This window comes from Streptomyces sp. NPDC055103 (genome assembly GCF_053607625.1).
Map to the genome: position 1 here is coordinate 62,701 of NZ_JBSGTX010000028.1, position 25,080 is coordinate 87,780.

Sequence of the window (25,080 nt, forward strand, 5' to 3'; positions counted from 1 at the left end):
GCGCCGTACCGCGACCGCCGAGTGCCCGGCACGCCAGGCCTCGCGCCGTACCGCGACCGCCGAGTGCCCGGCACGCCAGGCCTCGCGCCGTACCGCGACCGCCGAGTGCCCGGCACGCCAGGCCTCGCGCCGTACCGTGACCCGACGTGAGCGGGCTGTAGCCGGGGGACCCGCATGCCCGGCGTGAGCCGGGGCAGTCGCCTTCCGGGGACCTCGACGAGCGGAGGCAGGCCATGAGCGCGCGCAGGGACGGACCCCGCGAGCACGGGTCGGACGACGCGGCGAGGCGGCAGCACGAGCTGGACCGTGAGGCCGCCCGCGCCCGCGAGGCACAGCTGCTGGGGGACGGCGACGACGCCATGCGGCAGACCACCCCCTCCCAGGCGGAGGGCGAACGCCGTACGGAGGACGAGGACAGGAGGGAGGAGACGAAGAGGCGCCGCGAGAGGTGAGCGACACCGAACCGGTGACCGTGACCGGCCGAAAGGCGCAGGCTCGGGCACCGATGCCCCGACATCTTCTGGGGACACGATGGACCTCGACTTCTTCACACCCCTTCTGGAACGTTCCGGCCCCTGGGCCTCGGTCTTCATCGAGACGAACCGGGCCACCGAGGACGCCGCGAAGATCCAGAACCTCCGTGACCGCTCGGTCCTCGGCCGGCTCGTCGACGACTGATCGCTCTCGTGCAGCCGGACGCCCTGAGCGGTCGTGAGGTACGCGCCGCTCTGCGCCGACCGTGCGGGGTCCTCCCCGGCTCCTGTTCCGGTGGAGGCGTGCTCCCCGGCGTCTGACCCCTTCCCGGTACTTCACGCGCCTGCCGCGGCTGCCGTTCCGATTTCCGTTATCCGGTTCCGTTCCGGGGGTCTCCCCTGGGCCGGCATCGAACGGATGGGACGCACAAAGTGAAGCAGGGCATGGGCGCGAGCACGGAAGCCGTGGAACCGATCAGGGAGGCGCAGAGGGGCGACGACGCATGGGCGAGGGGGCAGGTGATCGCCACCCATCTGCCCCTCGTCTACAACCTGATGGGCCGCGCCCTGAACGGACACCAGGGTGTCGACGACCTCGTACGGCAGACGATGCTGAGGGCTCTCGACGGACCTGGAGTTCCGCGGGAGCCGGCCGCGTTCCGCCCCTGGCTGCTGGGCCTCGCCATGCGTGCGGCCCGCGAACACGCGCAGCGCTCTCCCCTCCTCGGCGACCCGGGCGTGTCCGCCGTGCCCGGTCCGGACTTCGCGGACCTGACCGTGGGACGGCTCCACCTCTCGGCCCAGAGCGCTGAGGCCGCGGCGGCGGCTCGCTGGATCGAGCCCGAGGACGGCGGACCGCTGGCCCTGTGGTGGCTGGAGTGCGGTGGCGAGATCAGTCGGTACGAGGCCGCGACGGCTCTGCGGTGGTCCGTCGAGCACACCGCGGCCCGGTGGGAAGGGATACGGCTCAGGTTCGAGGCGGCCCGGCTCGTCGTCGGAGCGCTGGCGGCGGATCCGCCGTGCCAGGGGCTGCGGTACGAGGCGGGAACGTGGGACGGACACCCCTCCGCCCCGTGGCGCGAGCACCTCGCCCGGCACGTGGGCGGCTGCGGGCAGTGCGCCGCGTACGGGAACGGCCTCGTACCGGCCGAGGCGCTGCTGGCGGGACTGCCGCTGGTGCCGCCGCCGACGCACCTGCTCGCGGACGTCCGCGGGATCGGGACGCGGTCGTACGACTCCGCCCGGCCGGGGCAGGGCCGGCGGAGCACCCGAAGTACCCGTCGTCGCCGGCGTCAGGAGCGGGAACGCGGTCGCCGCAGGGTGATCGTGACCACGGGGCTCGCGGTCATGGCCCTGGCCGGCGGATCGTTCTTCCTGAGCACCGGACGCACCGGAGACGGGAACGACCGGAACCGTGCGGCCGCCCCGGCTCCGGACCTGCCGTCCGCATCACACGAGCCGGCGGGCGGCACCTCCGCCTCAGCCTCCTCCACACCGACGCGGTCGGTCCCCACGACCGCGACCGCTCCCACCTCGCACCCCGGCCCGGCCACGCCCTCGCGCAGCGCCCGAACCGAGGCCACCACCACGTCAGCGGGTCCGACTCCCACCGCCACACCCGCACCGGCGAGGACGCACGCTCCCCGCACCTCGGAGCCCGCGCCTGAGCCCGAACCCACCCGGACCGGCACCGGCACCGGGGCGGGCACGCAGGACGGATCCGGCAAGGGGTCGGTCGCCGACCAGGTTCTGAGCCTCGTCAACGCGGAGCGCGCGAAGGCGGGCTGCGGCCCTCTCACGGCGAACGCGACCCTGGCCGACGCGGCTCAGGGCCACTCCGACGACATGGCCGCGCGGGACTTCTTCGACCACACCAATCCGGACGGCGACGGACCGGGCGAGCGCGTCACCGCCTCCGGGTACCCGTGGTCGACGTACGGGGAGAACATCGCGAAGGGCCAGAGCGGTCCGGAGCAGGTCATGGAGGCCTGGATGAACAGCCCGGGCCACCGGGCGAACATCCTCAACTGCGACTTCAAGGAGATGGGGACAGGCGTCCACACCGAGGGCGGCCCCTACTGGACGCAGGTGTTCGGCGCACGCTGACGACACCCGGGGCGGCCTCGCAACCGCCCCGCGCGTCAGCCGCAGTGGTACGTGAACGTCGCCGCCGAGGAGTGGGCGGTGGGCGAGGTGATGACGAGGCGCGCCACGGCCTGGTGCGTACCGGATCCGTGGAACGTCCACAGGAGGTGAAGCCGGGCCTCCTCCTGTCCGCGGGCCAGTCGTTCGCGCAGGGGGTCCGACCGGGTTCCGTCGCTGCGTTCCCAGCGGTACGTGAGGGTGCCCGGACGCCCGTCCGTACGGACGACGCCCACGACATCGGCCGTGCCGTCGCAGCCGAGGCGCTGCTCGGCGGCGGTGACCGTGACGTCCCGTACCGCGACCCGGGGCCCGTAGCGCTGCCAGGCGAGGAAGGCGAGGACAGCGGCCAGGACGACGCCGGCGAGTGCGTATCGGCGCGGCCACCGGGCGCGGGCGGTGCGCGGTGCGGGGGCGCCGGGGAGGGTGCCGTGCCAGATCTCGACGGCGGTGGGGGTGTTCCCGGCGCGCAGTACGGCGGCCGCCGTCACGCCGGGGCCGAACCGCAGGACCTCGCCCTCGGCGGCCCGGACGGGTGCCGTTTCGGGCGTCGGACGCTCGAACCAGTGGCTGCCGAGTTCGGTGGCGCTGTAGTCGTCGTCGTTCATGAGATCGTGCACCGCCTGATGAAGACCTGCCGCAGGGAGCCGCTGTCGGTGGCGGCGGGGTCGGTGGTGGCGCGCGCCCCCCAGTAGCACCCGGTGCCCCGGACGTCGTGGGTGAGGGTGAGGGTGTACTGGGTGGCGCCTTCGCGCCGGAAGGTCTCGGAGCCGTCGGACGAGCCGGGCGCTCCCTGCTCGTCCCCTGTGAACCATTCGACGAGGATCGTCACGGGTTCCGTCCCGTCCGTGGTGACGTCGACGGTGGCCGTTGCGGTGGTCGGCCCGGTCTGGCGCAGGCCGCTGACGGAGACCGCCCTCACGGAGACCGGCGGGGTGGGGGGCGCGGTCGTCGGGGGCGTACTGGGCGGGGTCGTCGGCGGGGTGCCGGCCGGCGACGTCGAACCCGGGGGGACGGTCGGCGTCGGGGTCACGGTCGGTCCGGTGGTCGTGCCGTCGCCGGGGGACTCGTCCGGGGTGCCGCTCGGCTGAGGGTTCTCCGACGCGGAGGGTTCAGGAGACGTCGGGGTGGGAGCCGTCGACGTCGGTGAGGGCGCTGTCGGTGTCGGGGGTGGGGCCGATGCGGTGGGATCCGGCGGGAGCGTGGTCGGCACGGCGCTCGTCGTGGCGAAGGTCCGTGCGGCGGCCTCGTCGCCGTCGGGCTCCTCGCTCCCGGCCCGGGCGGCGAGAGCGAGCAGCAGGGCCAGGACGAGCGCGGCCGCACCCGCGGGCAGTCCGCGGGGAAGACGCCGCCGGAGGCGGGGCGGCGGTGGGGCCAGGGTCGTGGTGGCGAGCGAGGTCACCCCCTCCGACACGCCGCCGGTGGACGGGAACAGCAACGGCAGAAGCGCGGCCAGGGCGGCCAGCCGCCCCCGGCCCCGCTCTTCCCAGTCCGGTCCGTACGCGGCCGTGGCGACCGACTCCAGCTCGGTCACGAACGCGGCGGCGTTCTCCGGCCGTTCGTGCGGCGACTTGGCGAGGCCGCGCCGGATGAGCGGGCGCAGCGGCTCCGGTGCCTCCCCGTCGGGGACCGGCGTGTCCAGGTGGTGGAGGGCGAGTTCGGCGAAGTTGTCGCCGGAGAACGGCTTGTGCCCGGTCAGACACTCGAAGAAGGTGGCGGTCGCCGCGTAGACGTCGGCCGCGGGGGAGGCGGGAGCGCCGTTCCACTGCTCGGGCGCCATGTAGGAGGGTGTCCCGGCGACTCCCGGTGTGGCGCCCTGGCCCGTCGCGATGCCGAAGTCGACGAGTTTCGACGACCCGTCGGCGGAGACGAGGACGTTCTCGGGCTTGTAGTCGCGGTGGACGACGCCGGCCCGGTGAGCGGCGGCGAGGCCGAGCAGCGATCCCTTGAGGACGACGAGAGCGGCCTCGGGGCCGGTGGCGCCCTCCCGGGCGAGGAGGGCGCGCAGCGCGACCCCGTCGACCAGCTCCATCACGATCGCCGCACCCCGTGGGGTCTCGACGTACTCGTAGAACCCCACGACGTGCGGACTGTCCAGCTCCCCGAGCAGCCGGGCCTCGGCCCGGAAGCCCTGCACGAACGTGTCGTCCGAGGAGAACCGCTCACTCAGGTACTTCACGGCGACGGGCAGGCCGGCGGCGTCGTGCGTGGCGAGCACGACCCGCCCGCTGCCGCCGGCCCCCAGCTCCCGGACCTCGGTGTACCCCGGGACCACCCATGCGTTCATCCCCGCCCCCTCGACACCGTGCCCGTGCCTTCCCCTGAGAGGGACAGATTCGGGCCACGGCCGGTTCCCGGCGGAGCGCGTGGATCTCAGTCGAGCGGGCCCCTCATCCGTGCGGCCCGGTCAGCCGCCGTGACGAGCGGCCTCAGGAGTACGCCGCACGCCGAACGCGGCGAGCGTGGCACCGGCGACGCACAGCGCGCCGGCCACCAGCACGGCGGTGTGTACGCCGTTCATGAACGCCAGGTGGCTTCCCTCGGCGACGGCGACCCTCAGCTGGGCGGGCATCTCACCGGAGAGAGGGCGACCCCCATGGCCATCGCGTCCTCGTCATGACGAAAGGCGCGGACGGGGCGTGCCCCTGTCCGCGGAAACGACGGAACCCGCGTCCGGTACGCAGACGACCGGAGCGCGAGGGGCGGAGCCCCGCGGCGGTCGGTGCGCCGGACCCGAGGGGTCGGGCGCACGTGCTCAGTGGGCGGGGCGGTGCAGGTTCCGGTTGAGCGACTGAAGCGCGCCCAGAGCGGAGCCGAGGGCGTCGAGTTCGCCCTCGGTCATGGTGCGCAGGGCCCGCGCGGTCGGTGACAGCTGCCACCGATCGCCATCGCCCCGGGTCACCCGGCGGACTCGCCCGCGTGAGGGCTCAGGACGTCCGTGCCGACCAGGATGAAGAGCAGGATGCCGAGCAGGATGCGGTAGATCACGAAGGGCATGAAGGACTTCGTGGTGATGAACTTCATGAACCAGGCGATCACCGCGTAGCCCACGAAGAAGGCGATGATCGTGGCGAAGATCGTCGGGCCCCAGGAGACGTGCCCCTCGCCCGCGTCCTTCAGCTCGTACGCGCCCGAGGCCAGGACGGCCGGGATCGCGAGGAGGAAGGAGTAGCGGGCGGCCGCCTCGCGGGTGTAGCCCATGAGCAGACCGCCGGAGATCGTCGCGCCCGAGCGGGAGACGCCCGGGATCAGGGCCATCGCCTGGCAGACGCCGAAGATCAGGCCGTCCTTCACGCTGAGGTCCTTGAGCGACTTGCGCTCGCGGACGACCCGGTGGCGGCCGCCGGCCTCGTCCCGCGCGGCCAGCCGGTCCGCGACGCCGAGGACGACGCCCATGACGATCAGAGTGGTCGCGATCAGCCGCAGGTCGCGGAAGGGGCCCTCGATCTGGTCCTTGAGCGTGATGCCGAGGACACCGATCGGGATCGAGCCGACGATGACCAGCCAGCCCATCTGGGCGTCGTGGTCCGAGCGCATCGACTTGTCGGTGAGGGAACGGAACCAGGCCGAGACGATCCGCGCGATGTCCTTGCGGAAGTAGATCAGGACGGCGGTCTCCGTACCGATCTGGGTGATCGCGGTGAATGCCGCGCCCGGGTCGTGCCAGCCCGCGAACGCCGCGGTCAGCCGGAGGTGCGCGCTGGAGGAGATGGGAAGGAACTCCGTCAGCCCCTGCACGAGTCCGAGGATGAACGATTCGAACCAACTCATGGGGCTAGGGCCGTCCCGTGATGTACGTGTGCGGTCAGAAGGTCGAGCGCAGCGTACCGTCCCGAAGTGACGGGCCCGTGATCAGGTCCGTGATGCTCCCGTGATCAGGCGTCGCCGCCGTCGGGGGCGTCGTCCTCAGACCGTGCCGACCGGCTCCCGCGCGGGAGCGGAAGCCGTGGCAGGGACCGTGTCCGTGTCCGTACCCCTGCCCGGGGCCCGCAGGCCGTGGCGCTTGCGCCAGGCCACCACCGCCGCGCCGAGGCCCGACAGGACGATGAACCCCGCGGAGAAGAGGAAGGCCGGTGACCCCGGCGAATCGGCCTGGGAGCCCGCGATCACGTACGCGGCCGTGTTCGGCACCGTGCCGATCGCCGTCGCCAGGAGGAACGGCACGTACCCCATCCGGGAGACCGCCGCGAAGTAGTTGGCCGCCGCGAAGGGGAACCCCGGGAAGAGCCGGATCGCCAGCATCGAACGGAAGCCGTGCCGGCTCAGCTGCCCGTCCGCGGCCGTCAGCCAGCGGCCCCGGACGAACGGCCGCAGCGCGTCCTGTCCCAGGACCCGGCCGAGGGTGAAGGAGATCGCGGCGCCGAGCACCGTCCCCGCCACCGCCGCCGTCAGACCGGCCGCGGAACCGAACAGCGCCCCCGCCGCCAGATTGAGCACCGGGCGCGGCACGAAGGCCGCCGTGCACACGCCGTACGCGAGACCGAAGAGCAGGACCGCGGCCGCGCCGCTCGTCTGTGGCGGCCAGCCCGAGGACAGCAGCCGCTGGGGCTCGTACAGCAGCACGAGCCCCGCCCCGCAGAGCAGCAGCAGGGCGAGCATCGAGAGCCGCGCTCGGGGCGAGAGCAGGGCCTGGGAGCAGCGGACGGCGAGGGAGCCCGGCGGCCGGGGCGCGGGAGCGAGCATTCGGGGAGAGTAGCGGACGGGTCCGTATGATCGCCGTAATGCGCGTCATGTCCGCTCGGGCCCGCAGCACGCCGGGTCTCCCGGGGGCCGCACCACGCCGGGCCCGGAGCACGCCGGGTCTCCGGGGTCCGCACCGTGCCGGCCCGCAGCACGCGGGGGTCGGAGTCCGCACCGTGCCGGGCCCGCAGTACGCCGGGTCCGGAGCACAGCAAGTCCGCAGTCCGCAGTCCGCACCACGCAGTGACCGGAGGGACCCGTGAACGACCTCGCGCCGACCGACGGCCTTGCTCTCCCCGGCAGCGCCCTCGCCGACACCGTCCTGGACCGGCTCACCACGCTCTATCCGGCCGCGGGGAACCCCTTCCGGGCCCAGGAGATGGTCGCGTACATGAAGGGCGTCGCCCCCTTCCTCGGCGTACGCACCCCCGAGCGCCGCGCCCTGTCCCGCACGGTCCTCGACGGCACCCCCCGCCCCGACGAGGACGACTGCACCGCGATCGCCCTGCGCTGCTTCGCCCTGCCCGAGCGCGAGTACCACTACTTCGCCGTCGACTACCTCCGCCGCCATGTGAAGCGCTGCTCCTCCGGCTTCCTCCCCGTCGCCCGCCGGCTCGTCACCACCGTCTCCTGGTGGGACACCGTCGACCACCTCGCCGCCCATGTCGTCGGTGGTCTCGTCGGGGCCGACCCGGCCCTCGCGGCCCGTATGGACGAGTGGATCGAGGACGAGGACCTGTGGGTGGCCCGCACCGCGCTCCTCCACCAGCTCCGCTTCAAGGACGCCACCGACGCCGACCGGCTCTTCGCCTACTGTCTGCGCCAGGCCGGCCACCCCGACTTCTTCGTCCGCAAGGCGATCGGCTGGAGCCTGCGCGAGTACGGCAGGACCGCCCCCGGCGAGGTGCGCGCCTTCGTGGCCGGAAACCGCTCCCTGCTCTCGCCGCTCTCCGTCCGCGAGGCCCTCAAGCACCTCGGCTGACGTTCCGTACGGGAAGCACCGCACAATGAGAGCGTGAACGAGCACATTCCCGTCCTCCGCGAGGTCGACCAGGGCACCGCGCGCCTCATGCCCGACGTGGACCGGGAGCAGGCGTGGCTCCTGACGGTCGACGGCGCACCCCAGTCGTACGTCGACCTGGACGATCCGGCGTACCTGGAGTTCGAGTACGCGCGCCGGCTCGCCCATGTCGTCGACGGCGCCGCCGGCGAGGGCGAACCGCTGGACGTCCTCCACCTCGGTGGCGGGGCCCTCTCGCTTCCCCGGTACGTCTCCGCCACCCGGCCCGGCTCGCGCCAGGACGTCGTGGAGGCGGACCGGAAGCTGCTCGCCCTCGTCGCCGAGCACCTGCCGCTGCCCGCGGGCTCGGGAGTCACCGTGCACGGCGCCGACGCCCGGCTCTGGCTGGAGACCGCGCCGGACGCCTCGGCCGATCTGATCATCGGCGACGTCTTCGGCGGCTCGCGGGTACCCGCGCACCTCACCTCCGTCGAGTACGCCCGGGAGGTCCGGCGCGTCCTGCGGCCCGGCGGGCTCTACGCCGCCAACCTCGCCGACGGCGCGCCCTTCGCGTTCCTCCGCTCCCAGCTCGCCACGTTCGCCGCCGTCTTCCCCGAGCTGGCCCTCGTCGCCGAACCGGCCGTGCTGCGCGGCCGCCGTTTCGGGAACGCGGTCCTGGTCGCCTCCGGCCGGGAGATCGACATCGCCCACCTCGCCCGGCGGGCCGCCGCGGACGCGTTCCCCGCGCGCGTGGAGCACGGGGCGACGCTCGACCGGTTCACCGGGAAAGCGGAGCCCGTCCTGGACTCCGGGGCCGTACCGTCACCCGTTCCGCCGGAGGGCGCCTTCGGGATCGGCTGAGTCGGCCGGCGCCTTCTCCGGGGCCGTGCGCACGACCTCCTTCGTCTGCGGACGGCGGGTCAGGTTCCGTACGTCCGGCACCAGCAGGACCAGCGCGGTGACGAACACCATCAGCGCCGCCGCGCCCCACAGGGCCTCGCTCCGGCCGAACGCGCTCTCGGCGGGGCCGGCGAGCGCGGTGGACAGCGGCAGCAGGGCGGTCGAGCCGAACCAGTCGTAGGCGGAGACCCGGGAGAGCTTCTCCTCCGGGATCTCCTGGTGCAGGGCCGTCATCCACGAGACGCCGAAGACCTCGATCGCCGCGCCGCTGATGAACATCGCGACCGTGAGCCCCACCGCGTCGAGCGGCACGGCGAGCGCCGCCGAGGGCAGCGCTATCGGGAAGACGCAGAGCGTGCCGACGAACAGCAGCCGCCGCGGCTTCCACCGGGTCATCAGGACGGCGCCCGCGAGGGTCCCCACCCCGTACGCGGCGAGCGCGATGCCCCACGGGCGGGCGCCGCCGAGCTCGTCCCGGGCGACCAGTGGTCCGAACACCGCCTCGACCGCGCCGATGAGGCCCACGACCACCGAGAACTGGGCCACGATCGACCACAGCCACGGCCGGCTGACGAACTCCTGCCAGCCCTCCCGCAGATCGGCGAAGAGCCCGCCGCTCGGCGCCCGATCGGGGGTGCCGCTCACGTCGAGGAAGGCGCGCAGCCCGCCCGCGACGGCGAAGGCGAGAGCGTCGATCGCGAGGACCCAGCCGGGCCCGACGAAGGCGACCAGCGCGCCGCCCAGCGCGGCTCCGCCGATCCCGGCGCCGTGCATGGCCATCCGGTAGACGGCGAACGCCCGGCCGGCCTGCTCCCCGCTGACGCTGCTCATCAGCATGCCCTCGGCCGCCGGGTTGAAGAACGCCTGCCCGGCGCCGCAGAGGGCGGTGAGCAGCATCATCTGCCAGATCCGCGCCCCGCCCGAGAGGACGAGGACGGCGAAGACGGCCTGCGAGACGCAGTTGAGGGCGTTGGCAGCGACCATCACGCGGTGGCGGGGTATCCGGTCGGCCACCGCGCCGCCGATGAGCAGGAAGAGGACGAGTGGCAGGAACCGGGCCATCGCGACGAGTCCCACCTCGCCCGGGCTGCCGCCGCTCTCGAAGACCGCCCACGTGGTGGCGATCAGCGCGCCGTGCGCACCGAGGTTGGTCACGACCGTGGCGGCCGTGAGCAGGACGTAGTTGCGACCCGCCCACTCGGGTCGCCGAGAAGCGAGGGGAGTGCGGCGGGAGGAGGCGGCGGGATTCTTCACTCCGGGACTATCCCTGTCGCCTCCCCCTCCTGCCAAACCGGTATCCGGACGGCGAAAGCCGTCGTCAGGACGGGGTGGTGAGCCTGACCGTGGAGAGGATCTTCTTGATGGTGGCGTCCGGCAGCTCGTCCTTGACGCCGTCGGCGCCGTAGAGCACGAAGGTCGAGAAGTCGCCCTTGGCGTTCTTGAAGGTGAAGGCGATCGACTTGCCGTCGGATTCGCACTTGTTGCGCTTCTTCACACCGGGCGCCGTGGCGGTCGCCATGCTGCCCTTGAGCCCGGACGCCGTCGTGTACGGCACGGGCTTTGAGATCTTGATGGTGCTCTTGGGCATGTGCTGGGCGTAGGCCGCCCACACCCATGTACCTGCCTCGCCGCGCGCGGCGTCCCATGTGTTCTTGGCGCCCTGCCCGCCCTTGGTTCCGGCGGCGCTCAGGTCCCAGGTCGACTCGGTGCCGTTCTTGTCGGTGTCATAGGCGCACCAATTGCTCTTGAAGACGGTGGGGCTGGACATCGTGACCAGCGGGGTGCCGTCGTTCTTCTTCTCGTCCTCGAACGCGCTGATCATCCCCGGCTTCAGCACCTCCCACTCGGGCGGTACGTCGAACAGGGTGCCGTACTTGGGGTTGTGGACGACCTTCCAGCCGGGGATCGTCGGCTGCTGGGCGGCGCCGTCGCGCGGGTTGTCGAGGGGCGGCGCGGAGGACTCGCCGCTTTCGGACGGTGTGCCGGAGGTCGGCGGCGTCGCCGTCACGGACGGCTTCTTGTCGTCGGCGACCGGCTTCTTCTCGTCGTCGTCGCCGAGGACGAGGAAGCCGGTGACGCCGGCCGCGACGACCACGGCGGTCGCGGCGACGATCGCGACGAGGGTCGTCTTCTTCTTGCCTTCGCCGGGCCCGCCGGGGCCGCCGAAACCGGGCGCGCCGGGCTGCCCCGGCACCTGCCCCTGTCCCGGGACCGCGTACTGCGGAACGGTCGGCTGCTGGTACGGGTTCGGCTGCCCGTATCCGGCCTGCTGCGGATAGCCCTGCTGTCCGTACCCCGGCTGCGGGTAGCCCGGCTGCGCGGGCTGCTGCGGGTAACCGGGCTGGGCCGGCGGCTGCTGATACGGGTTCGGCTGCTGGTACCCCGACTGCTGGTAGGGGTTCTGACTCTGATCCTGCGGGTTCTGCTCGCCCCCGGGCGGCTGCTGTCCTGGCCACATGGCCAGTAACGATAGAGGTGTGGCCTCGGCAGGGCCACGAGAGGGATGGCCAAGGCTGCTACTCGTGGGTAACATCACGGCCATGAGCGCAGACCAGAGCAACGTCGGCGAGATGCTCGCCGCCACGGTCCCCATGGCCGGAACCCTGAACCTGGAGTTCCTGGAGACCACCGCCGAGCGCGCCGTCGTGCGCCTGCCGGACCAGCCCGCCTACCACAACCACCTCGGCGGCCCGCACGCCGGAGCGATGTTCACCCTGGCCGAGTCCGCCAGCGGTGCGATCGTGCTCGCCGCCTTCGGCGACCAGCTGGGCCGCGCCGTCCCGCTCGCCGTCAGCGCGGAGATCGGCTACAAGAAGCTGGCCAAGGGCGTCGTCACGGCCACCGCCATCCTGGGCCGCCCCGCAGCCGAGGTCGTCGCCGAACTCGACGCCGGACAGCGGCCGGAGTTCCCGGTGCGGATCGACATCACCCGCGAGGACGGCGCCGTGACCGGCGAGATGACCGTCGTCTGGACCCTGCGTCCGATCGCCTGACTCGGGGCAGTTGTGCGCCGCCCCCGCCACCCCTTCGGGTGCGGGGGCGGCCGTGTTCCGGGCCGCCGACACGGAATCGGACATCCCGTCACGCATAGTGCCGTCAGGGCACGGCCGCACCCGGGCCGGGCCCGCCGCACCCCGTGCCGAGGAGCCGCCGCGTGTCCGACGAACCGTCATCCGAACCCGCCGTCCGGCTGGAACCGGCGTCCGCCGTGCCGGTGGAACCGGACCGCGCCGTACCGATGCGACCGGGCTACGCCGTCCCGGCGCCCGCCGCGTCTTCCGCGCTTTCCGCGTCCGCCGCGTCCGCCGCGTCTTCCGCGCTTTCCGCGTCCGCCGCGTCCGCCGCGTCTTCCGCGCTTTCCGCGTCCGCCGCGTCCGCCGCGTCTTCCGCGCCTTCCGTGTCCGCCGCGTCTTCCGCGCCTTCCGCGTCCGCCCGGTCCCGTCGGCACGGACCGCGGTTCTCCCGGCGGGCGCTGCTGCTCGCGCTCACCGGCGGCGCCGCCCTCGCGGCCGCTGCCGCCTCGCCCGTGGCGGCGGCCGGTACGCGGCCCCGGCGGACGGCCCCCCTCGCCCCGCCCGCCGGCCGGGTCGACGACCTCCTCGCCCGGCTCACCCTCGACGAGAAGGTCTCCCTCCTCCACGGCGCCCGCGACCCCGCCGGCCTCGGCCAGGCCGGCCACGTCCCCGGCGTGCCCCGGCTCGGCATCCCGCCGCTCCGGCTCGCCGACGGCCCCGCCGGGATCCGCGTCCGCCGCACCGCGACCGCCCTGCCCGCGCCCGTCATGCTCGCCGCCGCCTTCGACCCCGGCCTTGCCCGCGCCTACGGCCGGGTCATCGGCCGCGAGGGCCGCGCCCTCGGCCAGGACGTACTGCTCGCCCCCATGGCCAACCTCATCCGCACCCCCTACGCGGGACGGAACTTCGAGACCTTCTCCGAGGACCCGCTCCTCTCCGCCGACCTCGTCGCCGAGGAGATCCGCGGCATCCAGGCTGAGGGCCTCGTCGCCACCGTCAAGCACTTCGCCCTCAACAACCAGGAACGCGACCGCGCCACCGTCGACGTACGCGCCGGCGAACAGACCCTGCACGAGACCGAGCTGCGCGCCTTCGAGGCCGCCGTCGCCGCCGGAGCGGGCGCCGTGATGGCCGCGTACAACAAGGTCGACGGCGTCCACGCCGCCGAGAACGCCACCCTGCTCACCGAGATCCTGCGGGACCGCTGGGGCTTCGACGGCTGGGTCATGAGCGACTGGGACGCCGTCCACGGCACCGGCTCCGCGCTCGCGGCCGGACTCGACATGGAGATGCCCTACGGCACCCGCTACGGCGCCGCGCTCCGGGACGCCGTCCGCGCGGGCCGGATCGACGAGTCCGCGGTCGACCGCGCCGTACGCCGGATCCTCTCCGTACGCGAACGCTTCGGGCTCCTCGACGACACCCAGGCGCGCCCGGCGAGGGACGCCGCCTCCGGCGCGCGGCTCGCCCTCCGCGTCGCCACCGCGGGCGCGACCCTCCTGCGCAACGAGCGGGGGGTCCTGCCGCTCACCGCCCGGGCCGCCCGCTCCCTCGCGGTCATCGGCCCCACGGCGGCCGTGCCCTTCGTCAGCGGCGGCGGCAGCGCCCATGTCGTCCCCGACGCGGCCGCGAAGCCCCTGGACACGATCCGCGCCCGGGCGGGGGAAACCGCCGGGGAGGACGCCTCCGTCACGTACGCCGTGGGGGAGGAGATCTTCGGCCGGCCGCTGCCACCGCTGTCGCCGGCCGTCGACCTGGAGGGCGTCGGCGTCGCCGCCGGCGCCACCTGGACCCGTACGCTCACGCTCACCGTCACCGACCCCGACGAGTGGACCTTCTTCGTCCACTCCAGCGGCCCCCGGCCCGCCGTCACCCTTGACGGCGCCGAGCTCTTCCCCGTCAGGCCCGGCTTCGCCGAGATCTTCAACGGCGGACTGCTCGGTCAGGCGCCCGACGGACTGGCCGTCCGGCGCGCCACCCTGCGTCTCGCCGCGGGACCGCACGAGCTGACCGTCACCGCCAAGGGCGGACCCGCCGGACAGGTCTTCCGGCTCCGCGCGGTCACCGGGGCGACCCGGGCCGCCGACGTGGCCGAAGCCGTACGCCTCGCGCGCGCTGCGCACAGCGTCGTCCTCTTCGCGTACGAGGACGCCACCGAGGGCCAGGACCGGGTGAGCCTCGCCCTCCCCGGCCACCAGGAGGCCCTGATCGAGGCGGTGACGGCCGCCAACGCCCGTACGACTGTCGTCCTCAACACCTCCTCGGCCGTCACCATGCCGTGGCTGGAACGGACGGGCGCAGTCCTCCAGATGTACTACCCCGGGCAAGAGGGCGCGGCCGCCACCACGGCCGTCCTCTTCGGCGACGCCGACCCCGGCGGGCGCCTCACCCAGACCTTCCCGGCTGCCGAGGACCGCCACCCCACGGCAGGGAACCCGCGCCGCTACCCGGGCCTGGACGGCGTGGAGGAGTACGGCGAGGGGGTGCACATCGGCCACCGCTGGTACGAGGCGCAGGGCGTTACCCCGCTCTTCCCCTTCGGGCACGGCCTCTCGTACACGACCTTCCGGTACGAGGACCTGACCGTCCGGCCCGGGAGAGAGGCCGGTGAGGGCGGTCAGCTCGACGGGCGTGGAACCGACGGGCGTGGAGCCGACGGGCGTGGAGCCGACGGGGATGGGGCCGACGGGGGTGGCCTCGACGTCACGTTCACCGTCCGCAACACCGGTCGGCGGGACGGCGTCGAGGTCGCCCAGGTCTATGTCGGCCCCTCCCCGGACCTCGCCGCCCTCGGCATCGACCAGCCGGCCGCGGCGCTCGCCGGCTACCGCCGCCTGGAGCTCGCCGCCGGCGAACGGAGGCGCGTGACCGTCCACGTCACGGCCCGCACCCTGTCCTCCTGGGACACCGCGCGACACGACTGGCTCCTCGGCACGGGCCGCCGGAGGATCCGCGTCGGTGCCTCCTCCGCCGATCCCGGCCTCTCCCTCGGCGTCGAGGTCGGCCCCTCCTGACCGGGTAGGCTGCCCCGGCGTGCCCGACGCGGTGCACGCCGGGCGGCCGACACGGGAGGAACCGCGTTGCACGTGCAGGAATGGCTGGAGACGATCCCTGCGGTCGCGATCTACGTGCTGGTGGGCGTGGTGATCGGGCTGGAGAGCCTGGGCATCCCGCTGCCCGGCGAGATCGTGCTCGTGAGCTCGGCGCTGCTCGCCTCGCAGCACGGCGACATCAACCCGTGGGTGCTCGGCGCCTGCGCCACCGCCGGCGCGATCATCGGCGACTCGATCGGTTACGCGATCGGCCGCAGGGGCGGCAGGCCGCTGCTCGCCTGGCTGGGCAAGAAGTTTCCCAAACACTGCGGCGAGGCCAATGTCGCGCTGGCCGAGCGCTCCTTCCAGAAGTGGGGCATGTGGGCGGTCTTCTTCGGCCGCTTCATCGCCCTGCTGCGCATCTTCGCCGGGCCCCTCGCGGGCGTCCTCCACATGCCGTACTGGAAGTTCCTCATCGCCAACGTCTTCGGCGGCATCCTCTGGGCCGGCGGCACGACGGCCGTCATCTACTCGGTCGGCATCGTCGCCGAGGCCTGGCTCAAGCGCTTCTCCTGGCTGGGTCTCGTCCTCGCCGTGCTGATCGGTGTCGCGTCGATGCTGATCATCAAGAACCGCGCCAAGAAGGCGGCGGCGGAGCAGCGGTCGGACGCCGCGGAGCCGGAGCCGGTCGCCGTCGGGGACTGAACCGGACCTGAAGGAGGGCGGCACCCGTCATGGGCGCCGCCCTCTTTCGCGTACGGATCGTGCGTACCGCACGGCTCAGTCCTCGAAGGCCTCCGCGTGGCTCTTGGCGAGGTGGAGGTACATCTCGGCGTTCAGCTTGATGCCCGCCTTCTCCTCCTCGGTGAGCGGGCGCCGGACCTTCGCCGGGACGCCCGCGACCAGCGAACCCGGCGGGATCTCCATGCCCTGCGGGACGAGCGCCTGGGCGGCGACGAGCGAGCCCGCGCCGATCCGGGCCCCGTTGAGGACCGTCGCGCCCATGCCCACGAGCACGTCGTCCTCGATCACACAGCCGTGCACGGTCGCGTTGTGGCCGACGGTCACCCGGGCGCCGATCGAGACCGGGAATCCGGGGTCGACGTGGACCGTGGTGTTGTCCTGGATGTTCGAGTCCTCACCGATCGCGATGGGGCCGCAGTCCGCCCGGAGCACGGTGTGGTACCAGATGTTGGCGCGGGCGCCGAGTGTCACCTCACCCAGTACCACGGAGGTCGGGGCCGTGAACGCGGTCGGGTCGATCTGCGGCTCCTTACCGCCCACACCCCTGATCAACGCCTCTGCCATGGTTCGCTCCTGATCGTCAGCCGTCGTGTCACGCCCGGGGGTGGCCCCCGGCCGCACCCTATGCCGTGCTCATGACGGACATCACAGCGCACCGCACTGATCAGGTACGACGGCGCCGACTACCGTGGCCGGGTGCCCAGGAACAGAAACACGTTCTCATCCCTCGCCGCCTGGCGGCGCAGGGTCGTCGCCCGTGCCGTGCAGGGCGGCTGGCGCTGGGCGCAGCAGGCCGGTTCCGTCACCGCCGAGCACCCGGGGAAGCTGCGCTTCCGCCGTCTCGGCGCCGGGACCCGGCTCGCCTTCCCCCAGGGCACGGTCTTCGGCGAGCGGTGGATCGAGATCGGCGAGTGCTGCATCATCGCCGAACAGGTCACGCTGACGGCCGGGATGCTGCCGGGCCTCGACCTCGGCACGGAGACCGTCCTCACCCTCGGGGACGGGGTGGTCCTCGGCCGCGGCAGCCACGTCATCGCGGACACGACGGTGACCATCGGCTCGGACACGTACTGCGGCCCGTACGTCTACATCACCTCGACCAACCACAGCTACGACGACCCGGACGAGCCCATCGGCCGACAGTGGCCCCGCTCGGAGCCCGTCTCCATCGGGCCCGGCTGCTGGCTCGGCACGGGAGCGGTGATCCTGCCCGGCGCGCGCATCGGCCGGAACGTCGTCGTCGCGGCGGGCGCGGTCGTCCGCGGCGAGGTGCCGGACCACTCGGTGGTGGCCGGCGCCCCGGCCAGGGTCGTGCGCGGCTGGGACCCGGAGAAGGGCTGGCAGCCCCCGCTGCGCACCCCTGCCCCGGTCCCGCTCCCGGACGGCGTGACCGCCGAACAGCTCGCCGCGCTCGCGGCCTGGGAGGTCGAGCAGGCGGGCAGCTCCTCCTAGGGGGAGTGTCCGGCCGACGGTCAGACCGGGCTCGCGGCCCCATGGCGGAAGCTTGGCGGCCTGTTCGCGGTGGTTCGGCGGCGCGGCCCCTCAGGCCGCGGCCAGGAGGACCGTGCCGCCGAGGGCGAGGGCCGCGCCGGCCGCCTGGACCGCGCGGAGACGTTCCTTGAGGAAGGCGAACGCCGCGAGGGCCGTGACCACCGGGTAGAGGCTCGCGAGGACCGCGGCGACCACGACCGGTCCCTGCTGGGCGGCGATCGCGTACGTACCGTTGGCCGCGACGTCCGCGAGGCCGACGAAGGCGAGGGCCGGGAGGGCCGCGCGGACGACGGCGGGGCCGCCCTCGGGCAGGGCCCGGCCGCCGCGGCGCACCGAGGCGTACAGCGCGCCGCCGCCCACCAGCACGTTCGTGACCCGCTGGACGAGGAGGGCGAGGAACAGGCCCGTGACGGTGGTGGAGGACTCCGCGATGAGCGCCATCACCGAGCCGAAGCCGAAGGCCGCGAAGAGCGTGAGGAGGACCGCCTGCCGCTGCACGGGCGCGCCGCGCAGCTCGGGCCCGCCGGCGAGGGTCACACCGACGATCGCCACCACGACGCCCGCGAGCTGGAGGAGGCCGGGGCGGTCGCCGAGGAACAGACCGACCGAGACCGGGACGACGACACCGAGCGAACCGAGCGGTGAGACCACGCCCATGGGGCCGAGGGCGAGCGCCTTGTAGAAGGCGAGCATGGCCGCCGGGCCGACGACGCCGGCCCCGACCGCGTACCAGAGCTGGGGGCTCGCCTCGGTCCAGGCGCCGGTGGCGAGGACGAGGGTGCCGAGGACGAGGACCGCGAGGACCTGGGAGACCACGACGACCGTGAGGGCGGGTATCCGGCGGGTGAGGAGCCCGCCGCCGAAGTCGGCGAGACCCCACAGGAAGGCGGTGGCCAGGGCGAACAGGGCGGTCATGGATCCTCGCAGTCGCGTGCGGCGGCACGCAGTACAGTGCAGTGAACGGTCGGGTACAGCTCACCGTAGTTCAGTACAGTGAACTCTGTCATCCAAAATATTGGACGGAATGTGTCGGACCTCGATCAGCTCACGCAGTCGCTCGCCCGGAACCTGAAGCGCTGGCGCAAGGAGCGGGGCTTCACCCTGGACGCGCTCGCCGCCCGGGCCGGGGTCAGCCGGGGCATGATCATCCAGATCGAGCAGGCCAGGACCAACCCCAGCGTCGGCACCACGGTGAAGCTGGCGGACGCCCTGGGCGTCTCCATCACCACCCTCCTCGACTACGAGCAGGGCCCCCAGGTCCGGCTGGTCCCGCCCGAGCAGGCCGTCCGCATGTGGTCGACCCCCGCCGGCAGCCACACCACCCTCCTGGTCGGCACCGAGGCCCGCGGGCCGCTGGAGCTCTGGTCCTGGGTCCTCGTGCCGGGCGAGGGCAGTGACTCCGACCCGCACCCGGAGGGCACCACCGAGCTCCTGCACGTCGCCACCGGAGTCCTCACCCTCGTCGTCGACGACGTGGAGCACACACTGCCGGCCGGTACGTCCGCGGTCTTCGAGGCCAGTGTGCCGCACACCTACCGCAACGACGGGGGCGAGCCGGTCGAGATGACGATGGCCGTCTCCATTCCGCCCGCACGCTGAGACGGGAGTCCGAGGGCCGGGCACCGGTTGTTGGCGTGCGGCGCATGCGCACACCCATCGGAGGCTTCGACAACGCCCGCCCCGCCCCCGACTGCCTCGACGAGCTCACCGGGCCCGTCGCGCCGCCCTCCGCGCCTGGCAGGGCCCCGTACCGGCCGAGCAGATCGTGTACGCCGACACCGATCCGGCCGTCGCCGACACCGCCGTCTTCCTGGAGCACTACGGACCCACGCTGCTCGACGAGTCCGCCAACTGCGTGGTCGTCGCGGGCAAGCGGCGAGACGACGACCCTGGCCGCCTGTGTCGTGAAGTCGGCGGCCCGGGTCGACGTCAACGGGGTCGTACGCAAGCGCCTCGGCGCCCGCAAGGCCTCGTTCGCGCCGATGGACACCGCGACCGGCGAGGCCGGCATGGAGTACGGCGGCATCACCCCCATCGGCCTCCCGGCCGACTGGACCCTCCTCGTCGATGCCGCCGTCGTGGACACCGAGTGGGTCCTCGTCGGCAGCGGCCGCAGGCGCGGAAAGCTCATCGTGCCGGGGAAGGCCTTCGCCCAACTCCCCGGCGCGGTGGTCCTGGAGGGCCTCGGCGTCCCGGTCGTCTGAGGCCGGCCCCGAGGCGGCGGGTCCCGGCGAGGCACCGCGGGGCCTCGCTGAGCCGCGCGGGTCTCGCACATCCGCGGGGCCTCGCTGAGCCGCGCGGGTCTCGCACATCCGCGGGGCCTCGCTGAGCCGCGCGGGTCTCGCACAGCCGCGGAGCCCCGCCGAGGCGGCCTCCGCGGCCCTCGCTCGTCAGCCGAGGCGGGGAATCTCGATCGCGGGGCAGCGATCCATGACCATCTCCAGGCCCGCCTCGCGGGTGCGGGCGTAGGCGGCCTCGTCGATCACGTCCAGCTGGAACCAGACCGCCTTGGCACCGATCGCGGCCGCCTCGTCGGCGACCCCGCCCGCGTGCTCGCTGTTCACGAACACGTCCACGACGTCGACCGGGAACGGAATGGCGTCGAGCGAGGGGTAGCCCTGCTCGCCGTGGACCGTCTCGGCCTTGGGATGCACGGGGACGATCCGCTTGCCGTAGCGCTGCAGGACGGCCGCGACTCCGTACGCGGCGCGCCGCTGGTTCGACGACAGGCCGACGACCGCCCAGGTGTCGCCGCTCTGGGTGAGGATCTGGCGGATTGTCTCCGGGGTCCCGTACACGCGCTGCCTCCTGAGGGCCGTGACTCGACGGCACCCGTCCGGCACCGTCGCGGAGTCCAACAGGCGCGACCGCGGCGGGATTCCCGTCCTGCCAACTGCTCTTTCCCGGACAGTACTTGGCGCCTTGTGGCCTTGACCGCACCGCTCTCGCTGATGTCAGCTCGTGTCATTCGAGTGGACGGCGGGGAAGGGGAGTGCGCGCGATGGCCGAGGTGACGGTGCAGGTGCCGACGGGGCGTCCCGGCGAGGAGCCGGTTCTGGTGCGGATCAGGGAGACCGAGGACACGGTCACCCGGGTGGGACGCGGTGCGCGCGCCGCCGTCCAGGCGACGCGCACTCTCGACCAGATGCTGGACGCGGTTCGGCCCGTGGCGGAGAGCTTCGTGTCCCGGTTCACGCGGATGGAGAACCCGCCGGACGAGATCGGCCTGGAGTTCGGCATCTCGCTCACCGCGGGCGCCGACGTCGTCATCGCGACGACGGGGACCGAGGCGAACTTCACCGTCACCCTGAACTGGTCGGACCTCTCGCGCCGCACCGGCTGACCTGAAGGGGACGAGTCATGACCGAGCGGCCCCCCTCCCACGACGAGATCGCCGAGGAGGCGCTCGCCGCCGGCACGGTGCGGATCACCGGTCCGGCCGGCGTCGCCGGAGTCGGCGTACTGATCGCCCCGCGGCTCGTCCTGACCTGCGCCCACGTCGTCACCGACGCGGCCGGGCTGGCGCGCGGACATGCCGAGCGGCCGCCCGGCCCGCTGGACGTCCGGCTCCTGCAGAGCCCCCGGGACGAGGCGGCCGTCACGGGCCGGGTACGGGACTGGGTGCCCGAGCACGCGGACGGTCGCGGAGACCTCGCGGTCCTCCGACTCGACGGCGTACCGCCCGGTGCGCGGCCGGTCACCATGGCCGACCCGCCCTCGACCATGGCCCACCGGGCCCTCGTCCACGGGCTGCCCGACACCATCGCGGAAGGCGGCTGGCACACGGCCACGCTCCACGGACGCACCGGCGTCGGCTGGCTCCAGATGTCCCCGGACGGCGCGTCGGACCCGATCCGGCCGGGCTTCAGCGGTGCGGCCGTGTGGGACAAGGTCACCGGGGCCGTGGTGGGTATCGTCACGGCCACCGCCTCCGACGGGAGCGGCCGGAGCTTCTGCATCCCGACCCGCACGATCACCGCGCAGATCCCCGCACTCGCCGGGCTGCTGGCCCCCCGGTCCCCGTTCCCCGGCCTCCACGCGTTCACCGAGGACGACACCCGCGACTTCTTCGGCAGGGACATCGATGTCGCGGCCGTCCTCGGACTCCTGGAGACCGATGGGCCGAGCGGCTGCGTCACCCTCACCGGGCCCTCCGGGTCGGGAAAGTCCTCCCTCCTCATGGCCGGTGTCGTGCCGCGCCTCAGGGAGCGGGGCGTCGAGGTCGTCCTCGTACGCGCCGTCTCCGGCCGGCCGATCACCCCGACGGCGGTCGGCGGACAGCGGCGGGTCGTCGTGGCCGTCGACCAGGCCGAGGCCCTCCTCACCCTGCCGGACGGCGAACTGCGCGCCACCGTCGCCCACCTCCTGGAGGCCGCGGCGCGCCCCGGCACGGGAGTGCTGATGGTGGTCCGCTCCGATTTCCAGGACGCGATGCTCAGTCATCCGGACCTGGGCCGCCTCGTCGGCGGCGCGCCCGCCCACCAGCTCGGGCCGATGACCGCGCGTCAGCTCGCCGACGCCGTCCTGCGGCCGCTGGACGGGGTGCCCGGCGTCACGTACAGCTCCGGTCTCGCGGCGCGGATCGTCGAGGACACGGTGGGACGGCCCGGGGCTCTGCCACTGCTCGGGTTCCTGCTGGAGACGCTGTGGGAGCAGCGCCGGGACGGACGCCTCCGGTTCGACGTCTACGAACGGCTCGGCGGTGTCGGCCGCGCCCTCGGCGAGCGGGCGGACGCGGCCTGGGACGCCGCACAGGGCGAGTCCCCCTCACCGGCCGCGACGAGCCTGCTGCGCGCACTGGTGCGGATCCCGCCCGGGACGCGGACGGCGCTGCGTGCGAGGCTGCTCCGGAGCGACGCGGGCGAGGAACGGTGGACCGCGGCCCGTGAACTGGCCGATTCCCGCATCCTCGTGCTCGGCGCGGACGAGGCGGGCCACGAGACGGTGGAGCTCGCGCACGAGGCGCTCATCGAGCACTGGCGTCCCCTCGCCGAACTGCTCGCCGAGGACCGGGCCTTCCTGGAGTGGCTGGGCACCCTGCGCTACGACGCGCAGCGCTGGCGCGCGGAGGGCATGCCCGACGGCCATCTGCTGGAGGATCCCGCCCTGGCCCTGGCCGAACAGCGACTCGCGGAACACGGGGACGAACTCACCGCGGACGACCGTGAGTTCATCCGGCGCAGTGCCGAACTGCGCGAGCGCAGAAGCCGGGAGGCGGCGCGCAGCGCCACCCGCGCACGCCGGGTGCGGCACCTCACCGCGCTCGTCGCCGTCGTCTCCACCCTGGGACTGGTCGTGGGCGCGGTCCTCTACACGGGCGTGGAGGCGGAGCGGCGACGGCTCACCTCCGACCGGCTGGCTCGGCAGGCGGCGGCGCTGGACGGCACGTCCCTCGCCACCTCCTCGCTGTTCGCCGTCGCGGCCTTCGAGACCGAGGACCGGCAGTCGGCCCGGTCGACGCTGATCGCCCAGCACCTGCGGATGAAGGACGTCGAGCACATCGTCATGGAGGGCCTGTCCGCCGTCGAGGACATCGCCTTCGCCGCATCCGGTGAGCAGGCGTACGCCCTCCTGGACGACGGTGACGTCGCCCAGCTCGACCTGCGCGAGGCGGCCGTCGCACGGCCCGTGCCGTGGCAGCGGACCCGTACCGGCGACAACGCGCGGTTCGCCGTCTCGCCGGACGGCCGTGTCATGGCACGGTCGAGCGGGTGGGGTGTCGTCTCCCTGGGAGTCCACGCCTCGGCGGCGGCGTCCTTCGACCACGAGGCCAAGGTGCGGTCCGTATCGCTGCGCGGGCCCGAGGCCGTGAAGAGGAACCCGCGCCCCGCGAGCGACCTCCGCTTCGACGGTGCCGGCGGACGGGTCCTCGCGGCGATCCGCCGGGAGGGAGTGCTGGTGTGGCGTACCGACGACGGCGGCCGCGTCGGCGGGACCCTCACCCCGCCGCAGGGCTGGGACGCGGTCGAGGCGTGGTTCGGGGCGGACGACACCGTGGTGGGCCGGATCGTGCCCGCCGGCGCGCGCCGGGACGACGCGCGCGGCCGACTGCTGACCTGGAACCTCGCCACCGGCGAACCGCATCGGCCCTGGGGCGACAGGACCGCCGCCACCGCGACCGTGAGCGGCGACGGACGGACCCTGGTCACCTGCACCGCGCAGGGGTCTCTCGAGGTGTGGCGGCTCGGCCGTCAGCCGCGGCGCGAGCGGTCGTACGCCACCACGGCGGTGTCGCTCTGCCCGCTCCGGGTGCCCCGGCTCGACGCCACGGGCCGCTACCTCGTCAACCCCGTGGGCCGGATGGGCGGGGACCTCGGCCGGATGCGCTTCCTCGTCGTCGACCTGGAGAAGGGGTGGCCCGGGACGTTCGACGTGCCGTCCCCCGCACCCGAGGACGCCGGGATCACCGGCCGGGACGGCTTCCCCGCGGTGGCCCTCACCGGCCCGCCGGACGCCCTGCGGGCCGCCGTCTCGGCCGGCGGCAGCATCGTCACCGTACGCGTCCGCCCGCCGGACTCCTTCGACACCCACGTCCTGCTCGGCGGCTTCCGCACCGCCGACGGTGAGCACGAACGCCTCGCGGTCCTCGACGCCAAGGGCGACGCCCTGCGACTGTGGAACCTGAAGACCCGTGAGCTGATGGGCTTCGCCCGCTCGCCGAAGCCGCTCGCCCGCTTCTACACCGCCTTCAGCCCCGACGGATCCCGCCTCCTCACCGTCACCGAGGACAGGCGCAGCATGATCGTCTGGCGGCTGACCGAAGGGCCGTCGGGGCCCGGCACCACGCACACCCTCACGAGGGAACACGAGCTGGAACTGCCGGCCCCGCCCGAGCTCACCGCCAAGGGACCCGACCCGGCGACCGGGCTCACCCCGTCCTGGATCCTCACCTCCTTCGCCGACGACCGGCACGCCGTCATCTCGGGACTGTCCTACATGTCGCGCTGGAACCTCGACACGGGACGGCAGGACGGCAGGACGTACCAGCCCTCCGAGCAGGAGAAGTGGGCCCTCGCCAACGCGGCGGCGAGCACCTGGGGCGCCGCCCTGCCCGGCACGCGCAAGGCGGTCGTGCGGACCGTCGACGAGGTCGGCACCTGGGACTTCGCCACAGGCGAGTACACCCGGTGGTTCGCCCAGGAGGACCACGACGAATCCGTCCGCGGTCTGCTCGTCTCCCCCGACGGAAAGCGGCTCGCGGTGCACTACGCCGGCGGATCCGTCCGCCTGTGGAGCATCGAGCGCAGGGAATGGGACGGCATCGTCGCCGACGACGGCGTCCACGCGCTGGGCCGCTTCCTCGACGAGAAGGGCGACACGCTGCACACCGTGACCCGGGCCGGCGAGCAGGTGGTCTGGGACACCCGGAGAAGGGACATGCTGTACCGCTACTGGGTGCGCTACGACACCACCCTGTCGCCGAACTCCACCGGCGACCGGATCACCGCCGTCGAGGGCTCCCGCGCCTACACGGTCCCCCTCGACGCCGACGCGTCGGTCGAGCGGCTCTGCGCACTCGCCCAGCGCGGACCGACCGAAGCCGAGAAGGCACGGGCCGACGACAGCGACGAGTTCGCCGACGCGTGCCGGAAGGTTTCGTGACG

The 25,080-nt window shown here is 73.5% G+C and carries 23 protein-coding genes and 1 pseudogene; 13 read left to right on the forward strand and 11 right to left on the reverse strand.

Annotated elements, in window-relative coordinates; all coding sequences use genetic code 11:
• Nucleotides 1-233 precede the first annotated feature (233 nt).
• The 3 genes from ACWFR1_RS19400 to ACWFR1_RS19410 all read left to right on the forward strand — a co-directional run bounded on the left by ACWFR1_RS19400 (nt 234) and on the right by ACWFR1_RS19410 (nt 2,579).
• The gene (locus tag ACWFR1_RS19400) at nt 234-452 is read left to right on the forward strand and encodes a hypothetical protein (protein ID WP_453552684.1); all 219 of its coding nucleotides are present in this window, start codon (nt 234-236) and stop codon (nt 450-452) included.
• Between the two features lie 79 nt (nt 453-531).
• On the forward strand, nt 532-678 hold the full coding sequence (locus ACWFR1_RS19405) for a hypothetical protein (protein WP_453552686.1): 147 nt from the start codon (nt 532-534) through the stop codon (nt 676-678).
• Between the two features lie 239 nt (nt 679-917).
• Complete coding sequence (locus ACWFR1_RS19410) at nt 918-2,579, forward strand: CAP domain-containing protein (protein WP_453552688.1); 1,662 nt, start codon at nt 918-920, stop codon at nt 2,577-2,579.
• Between the two features lie 35 nt (nt 2,580-2,614).
• Here ACWFR1_RS19410 and ACWFR1_RS19415 read toward each other — a convergent pair whose 3' ends face one another.
• From ACWFR1_RS19415 to ACWFR1_RS19440, 6 genes are all read right to left on the reverse strand, one after another.
• Nucleotides 2,615-3,223, reverse strand: coding sequence for a hypothetical protein (locus ACWFR1_RS19415; RefSeq protein ID WP_453552690.1), 609 nt, complete (start codon nt 3,221-3,223; stop codon nt 2,615-2,617).
• On the reverse strand, nt 3,220-4,902 hold the full coding sequence (locus ACWFR1_RS19420) for a serine/threonine-protein kinase (RefSeq protein ID WP_453552691.1): 1,683 nt from the start codon (nt 4,900-4,902) through the stop codon (nt 3,220-3,222). Before ACWFR1_RS19420 ends, ACWFR1_RS19415 begins: the two co-directional genes overlap by 4 nt.
• Before the next feature lie 120 nt (nt 4,903-5,022).
• Nucleotides 5,023-5,187 carry a hypothetical protein gene (locus ACWFR1_RS19425; RefSeq protein ID WP_453552693.1) on the reverse strand — a complete coding sequence of 55 codons (165 nt, stop codon included), beginning with the start codon at nt 5,185-5,187 and terminating at the stop codon, nt 5,023-5,025.
• A 183-nt stretch (nt 5,188-5,370) separates the two neighbouring features.
• Complete coding sequence (locus ACWFR1_RS19430; protein ID WP_453552695.1) at nt 5,371-5,517, reverse strand: hypothetical protein; 147 nt, start codon at nt 5,515-5,517, stop codon at nt 5,371-5,373.
• Nucleotides 5,514-6,386 carry an undecaprenyl-diphosphate phosphatase gene (locus tag ACWFR1_RS19435; RefSeq protein ID WP_453552697.1) on the reverse strand — a complete coding sequence of 291 codons (873 nt, stop codon included), beginning with the start codon at nt 6,384-6,386 and terminating at the stop codon, nt 5,514-5,516. The genes ACWFR1_RS19430 and ACWFR1_RS19435 overlap by 4 nt, the downstream gene beginning before the upstream one ends.
• 135 nt (nt 6,387-6,521) lie before the next feature.
• Nucleotides 6,522-7,298: a TVP38/TMEM64 family protein gene (locus ACWFR1_RS19440; RefSeq protein ID WP_453552699.1), complete on the reverse strand. Its 777-nt coding sequence runs from the start codon at nt 7,296-7,298 to the stop codon at nt 6,522-6,524.
• Nucleotides 7,299-7,554: 256 nt separating this feature from the next.
• Between ACWFR1_RS19440 and ACWFR1_RS19445 the strand changes: the two genes are divergently transcribed.
• Both ACWFR1_RS19445 and ACWFR1_RS19450 read left to right on the forward strand, forming a co-directional pair.
• The gene (locus ACWFR1_RS19445; protein ID WP_453552701.1) at nt 7,555-8,277 is read left to right on the forward strand and encodes a DNA alkylation repair protein; all 723 of its coding nucleotides are present in this window, start codon (nt 7,555-7,557) and stop codon (nt 8,275-8,277) included.
• Nucleotides 8,278-8,310: 33 nt separating this feature from the next.
• The gene (locus ACWFR1_RS19450; protein ID WP_453552703.1) at nt 8,311-9,156 is read left to right on the forward strand and encodes a spermidine synthase; all 846 of its coding nucleotides are present in this window, start codon (nt 8,311-8,313) and stop codon (nt 9,154-9,156) included.
• Here the strand turns inward: ACWFR1_RS19450 and ACWFR1_RS19455 are convergent.
• Both ACWFR1_RS19455 and ACWFR1_RS19460 read right to left on the reverse strand, forming a co-directional pair.
• The gene (locus ACWFR1_RS19455; protein WP_453552705.1) at nt 9,118-10,449 is read right to left on the reverse strand and encodes an MFS transporter; all 1,332 of its coding nucleotides are present in this window, start codon (nt 10,447-10,449) and stop codon (nt 9,118-9,120) included. The genes ACWFR1_RS19450 and ACWFR1_RS19455 overlap by 39 nt on opposite strands.
• A 64-nt stretch (nt 10,450-10,513) precedes the next feature.
• Nucleotides 10,514-11,653, reverse strand: a complete 1,140-nt coding sequence (locus ACWFR1_RS19460) for a hypothetical protein (protein ID WP_453552707.1) — start codon at nt 11,651-11,653, stop codon at nt 10,514-10,516.
• An 82-nt stretch (nt 11,654-11,735) separates the two neighbouring features.
• Between ACWFR1_RS19460 and ACWFR1_RS19465 the strand changes: the two genes are divergently transcribed.
• The 3 genes from ACWFR1_RS19465 to ACWFR1_RS19475 all read left to right on the forward strand — a co-directional run bounded on the left by ACWFR1_RS19465 (nt 11,736) and on the right by ACWFR1_RS19475 (nt 15,946).
• The gene (locus tag ACWFR1_RS19465; RefSeq protein ID WP_453552709.1) at nt 11,736-12,188 is read left to right on the forward strand and encodes a DUF4442 domain-containing protein; all 453 of its coding nucleotides are present in this window, start codon (nt 11,736-11,738) and stop codon (nt 12,186-12,188) included.
• Between the two features lie 404 nt (nt 12,189-12,592).
• Nucleotides 12,593-15,223, forward strand: coding sequence for a beta-glucosidase (locus ACWFR1_RS19470; RefSeq protein ID WP_453552711.1), 2,631 nt, complete (start codon nt 12,593-12,595; stop codon nt 15,221-15,223).
• Between the two features lie 66 nt (nt 15,224-15,289).
• Nucleotides 15,290-15,946: a DedA family protein gene (locus tag ACWFR1_RS19475; RefSeq protein WP_453552713.1), complete on the forward strand. Its 657-nt coding sequence runs from the start codon at nt 15,290-15,292 to the stop codon at nt 15,944-15,946.
• A 75-nt stretch (nt 15,947-16,021) separates the two neighbouring features.
• On the opposite strand, the gene ACWFR1_RS19480 is transcribed toward ACWFR1_RS19475, so the two are convergent.
• Nucleotides 16,022-16,549 (reverse strand): gamma carbonic anhydrase family protein, encoded by a 528-nt coding sequence (locus tag ACWFR1_RS19480; RefSeq protein WP_453552715.1) that lies wholly within the window; start codon nt 16,547-16,549, stop codon nt 16,022-16,024.
• A gap of 132 nt (nt 16,550-16,681) precedes the next feature.
• Here ACWFR1_RS19480 and ACWFR1_RS19485 point away from each other — a divergent pair, with 132 nt between their 5' ends.
• The gene (locus ACWFR1_RS19485) at nt 16,682-17,437 is read left to right on the forward strand and encodes an acyltransferase (RefSeq protein ID WP_453552717.1); all 756 of its coding nucleotides are present in this window, start codon (nt 16,682-16,684) and stop codon (nt 17,435-17,437) included.
• 90 nt (nt 17,438-17,527) lie between these two features.
• On the opposite strand, the gene ACWFR1_RS19490 is transcribed toward ACWFR1_RS19485, so the two are convergent.
• Nucleotides 17,528-18,391, reverse strand: a complete 864-nt coding sequence (locus tag ACWFR1_RS19490) for an EamA family transporter (protein WP_453552719.1) — start codon at nt 18,389-18,391, stop codon at nt 17,528-17,530.
• A gap of 111 nt (nt 18,392-18,502) precedes the next feature.
• On the opposite strand from ACWFR1_RS19490, the gene ACWFR1_RS19495 reads away from it, so the two are divergent.
• Nucleotides 18,503-19,075 carry a helix-turn-helix domain-containing protein gene (locus tag ACWFR1_RS19495; RefSeq protein WP_453552721.1) on the forward strand — a complete coding sequence of 191 codons (573 nt, stop codon included), beginning with the start codon at nt 18,503-18,505 and terminating at the stop codon, nt 19,073-19,075.
• 44 nt (nt 19,076-19,119) lie between these two features.
• A pseudogene (locus ACWFR1_RS19500) lies at nt 19,120-19,680 on the forward strand (YbaK/EbsC family protein).
• Nucleotides 19,681-19,866: 186 nt separating this feature from the next.
• On the opposite strand, the gene ACWFR1_RS19505 reads toward ACWFR1_RS19500, so the two are convergent.
• A complete protein-coding gene (locus ACWFR1_RS19505; protein WP_453552723.1) occupies nt 19,867-20,274 on the reverse strand; it encodes a CoA-binding protein in 408 nt (135 codons plus the stop codon).
• Nucleotides 20,275-20,477: 203 nt separating this feature from the next.
• Here ACWFR1_RS19505 and ACWFR1_RS19510 point away from each other — a divergent pair, with 203 nt between their 5' ends.
• Together ACWFR1_RS19510 and ACWFR1_RS19515 are read left to right on the forward strand one after the other, a co-directional pair.
• Nucleotides 20,478-20,819, forward strand: a complete 342-nt coding sequence (locus tag ACWFR1_RS19510) for a CU044_2847 family protein (protein ID WP_453552725.1) — start codon at nt 20,478-20,480, stop codon at nt 20,817-20,819.
• 17 nt (nt 20,820-20,836) lie between these two features.
• The gene (locus ACWFR1_RS19515) at nt 20,837-25,078 is read left to right on the forward strand and encodes an nSTAND1 domain-containing NTPase (protein WP_453552727.1); all 4,242 of its coding nucleotides are present in this window, start codon (nt 20,837-20,839) and stop codon (nt 25,076-25,078) included.
• Nucleotides 25,079-25,080 lie beyond the last annotated feature (2 nt).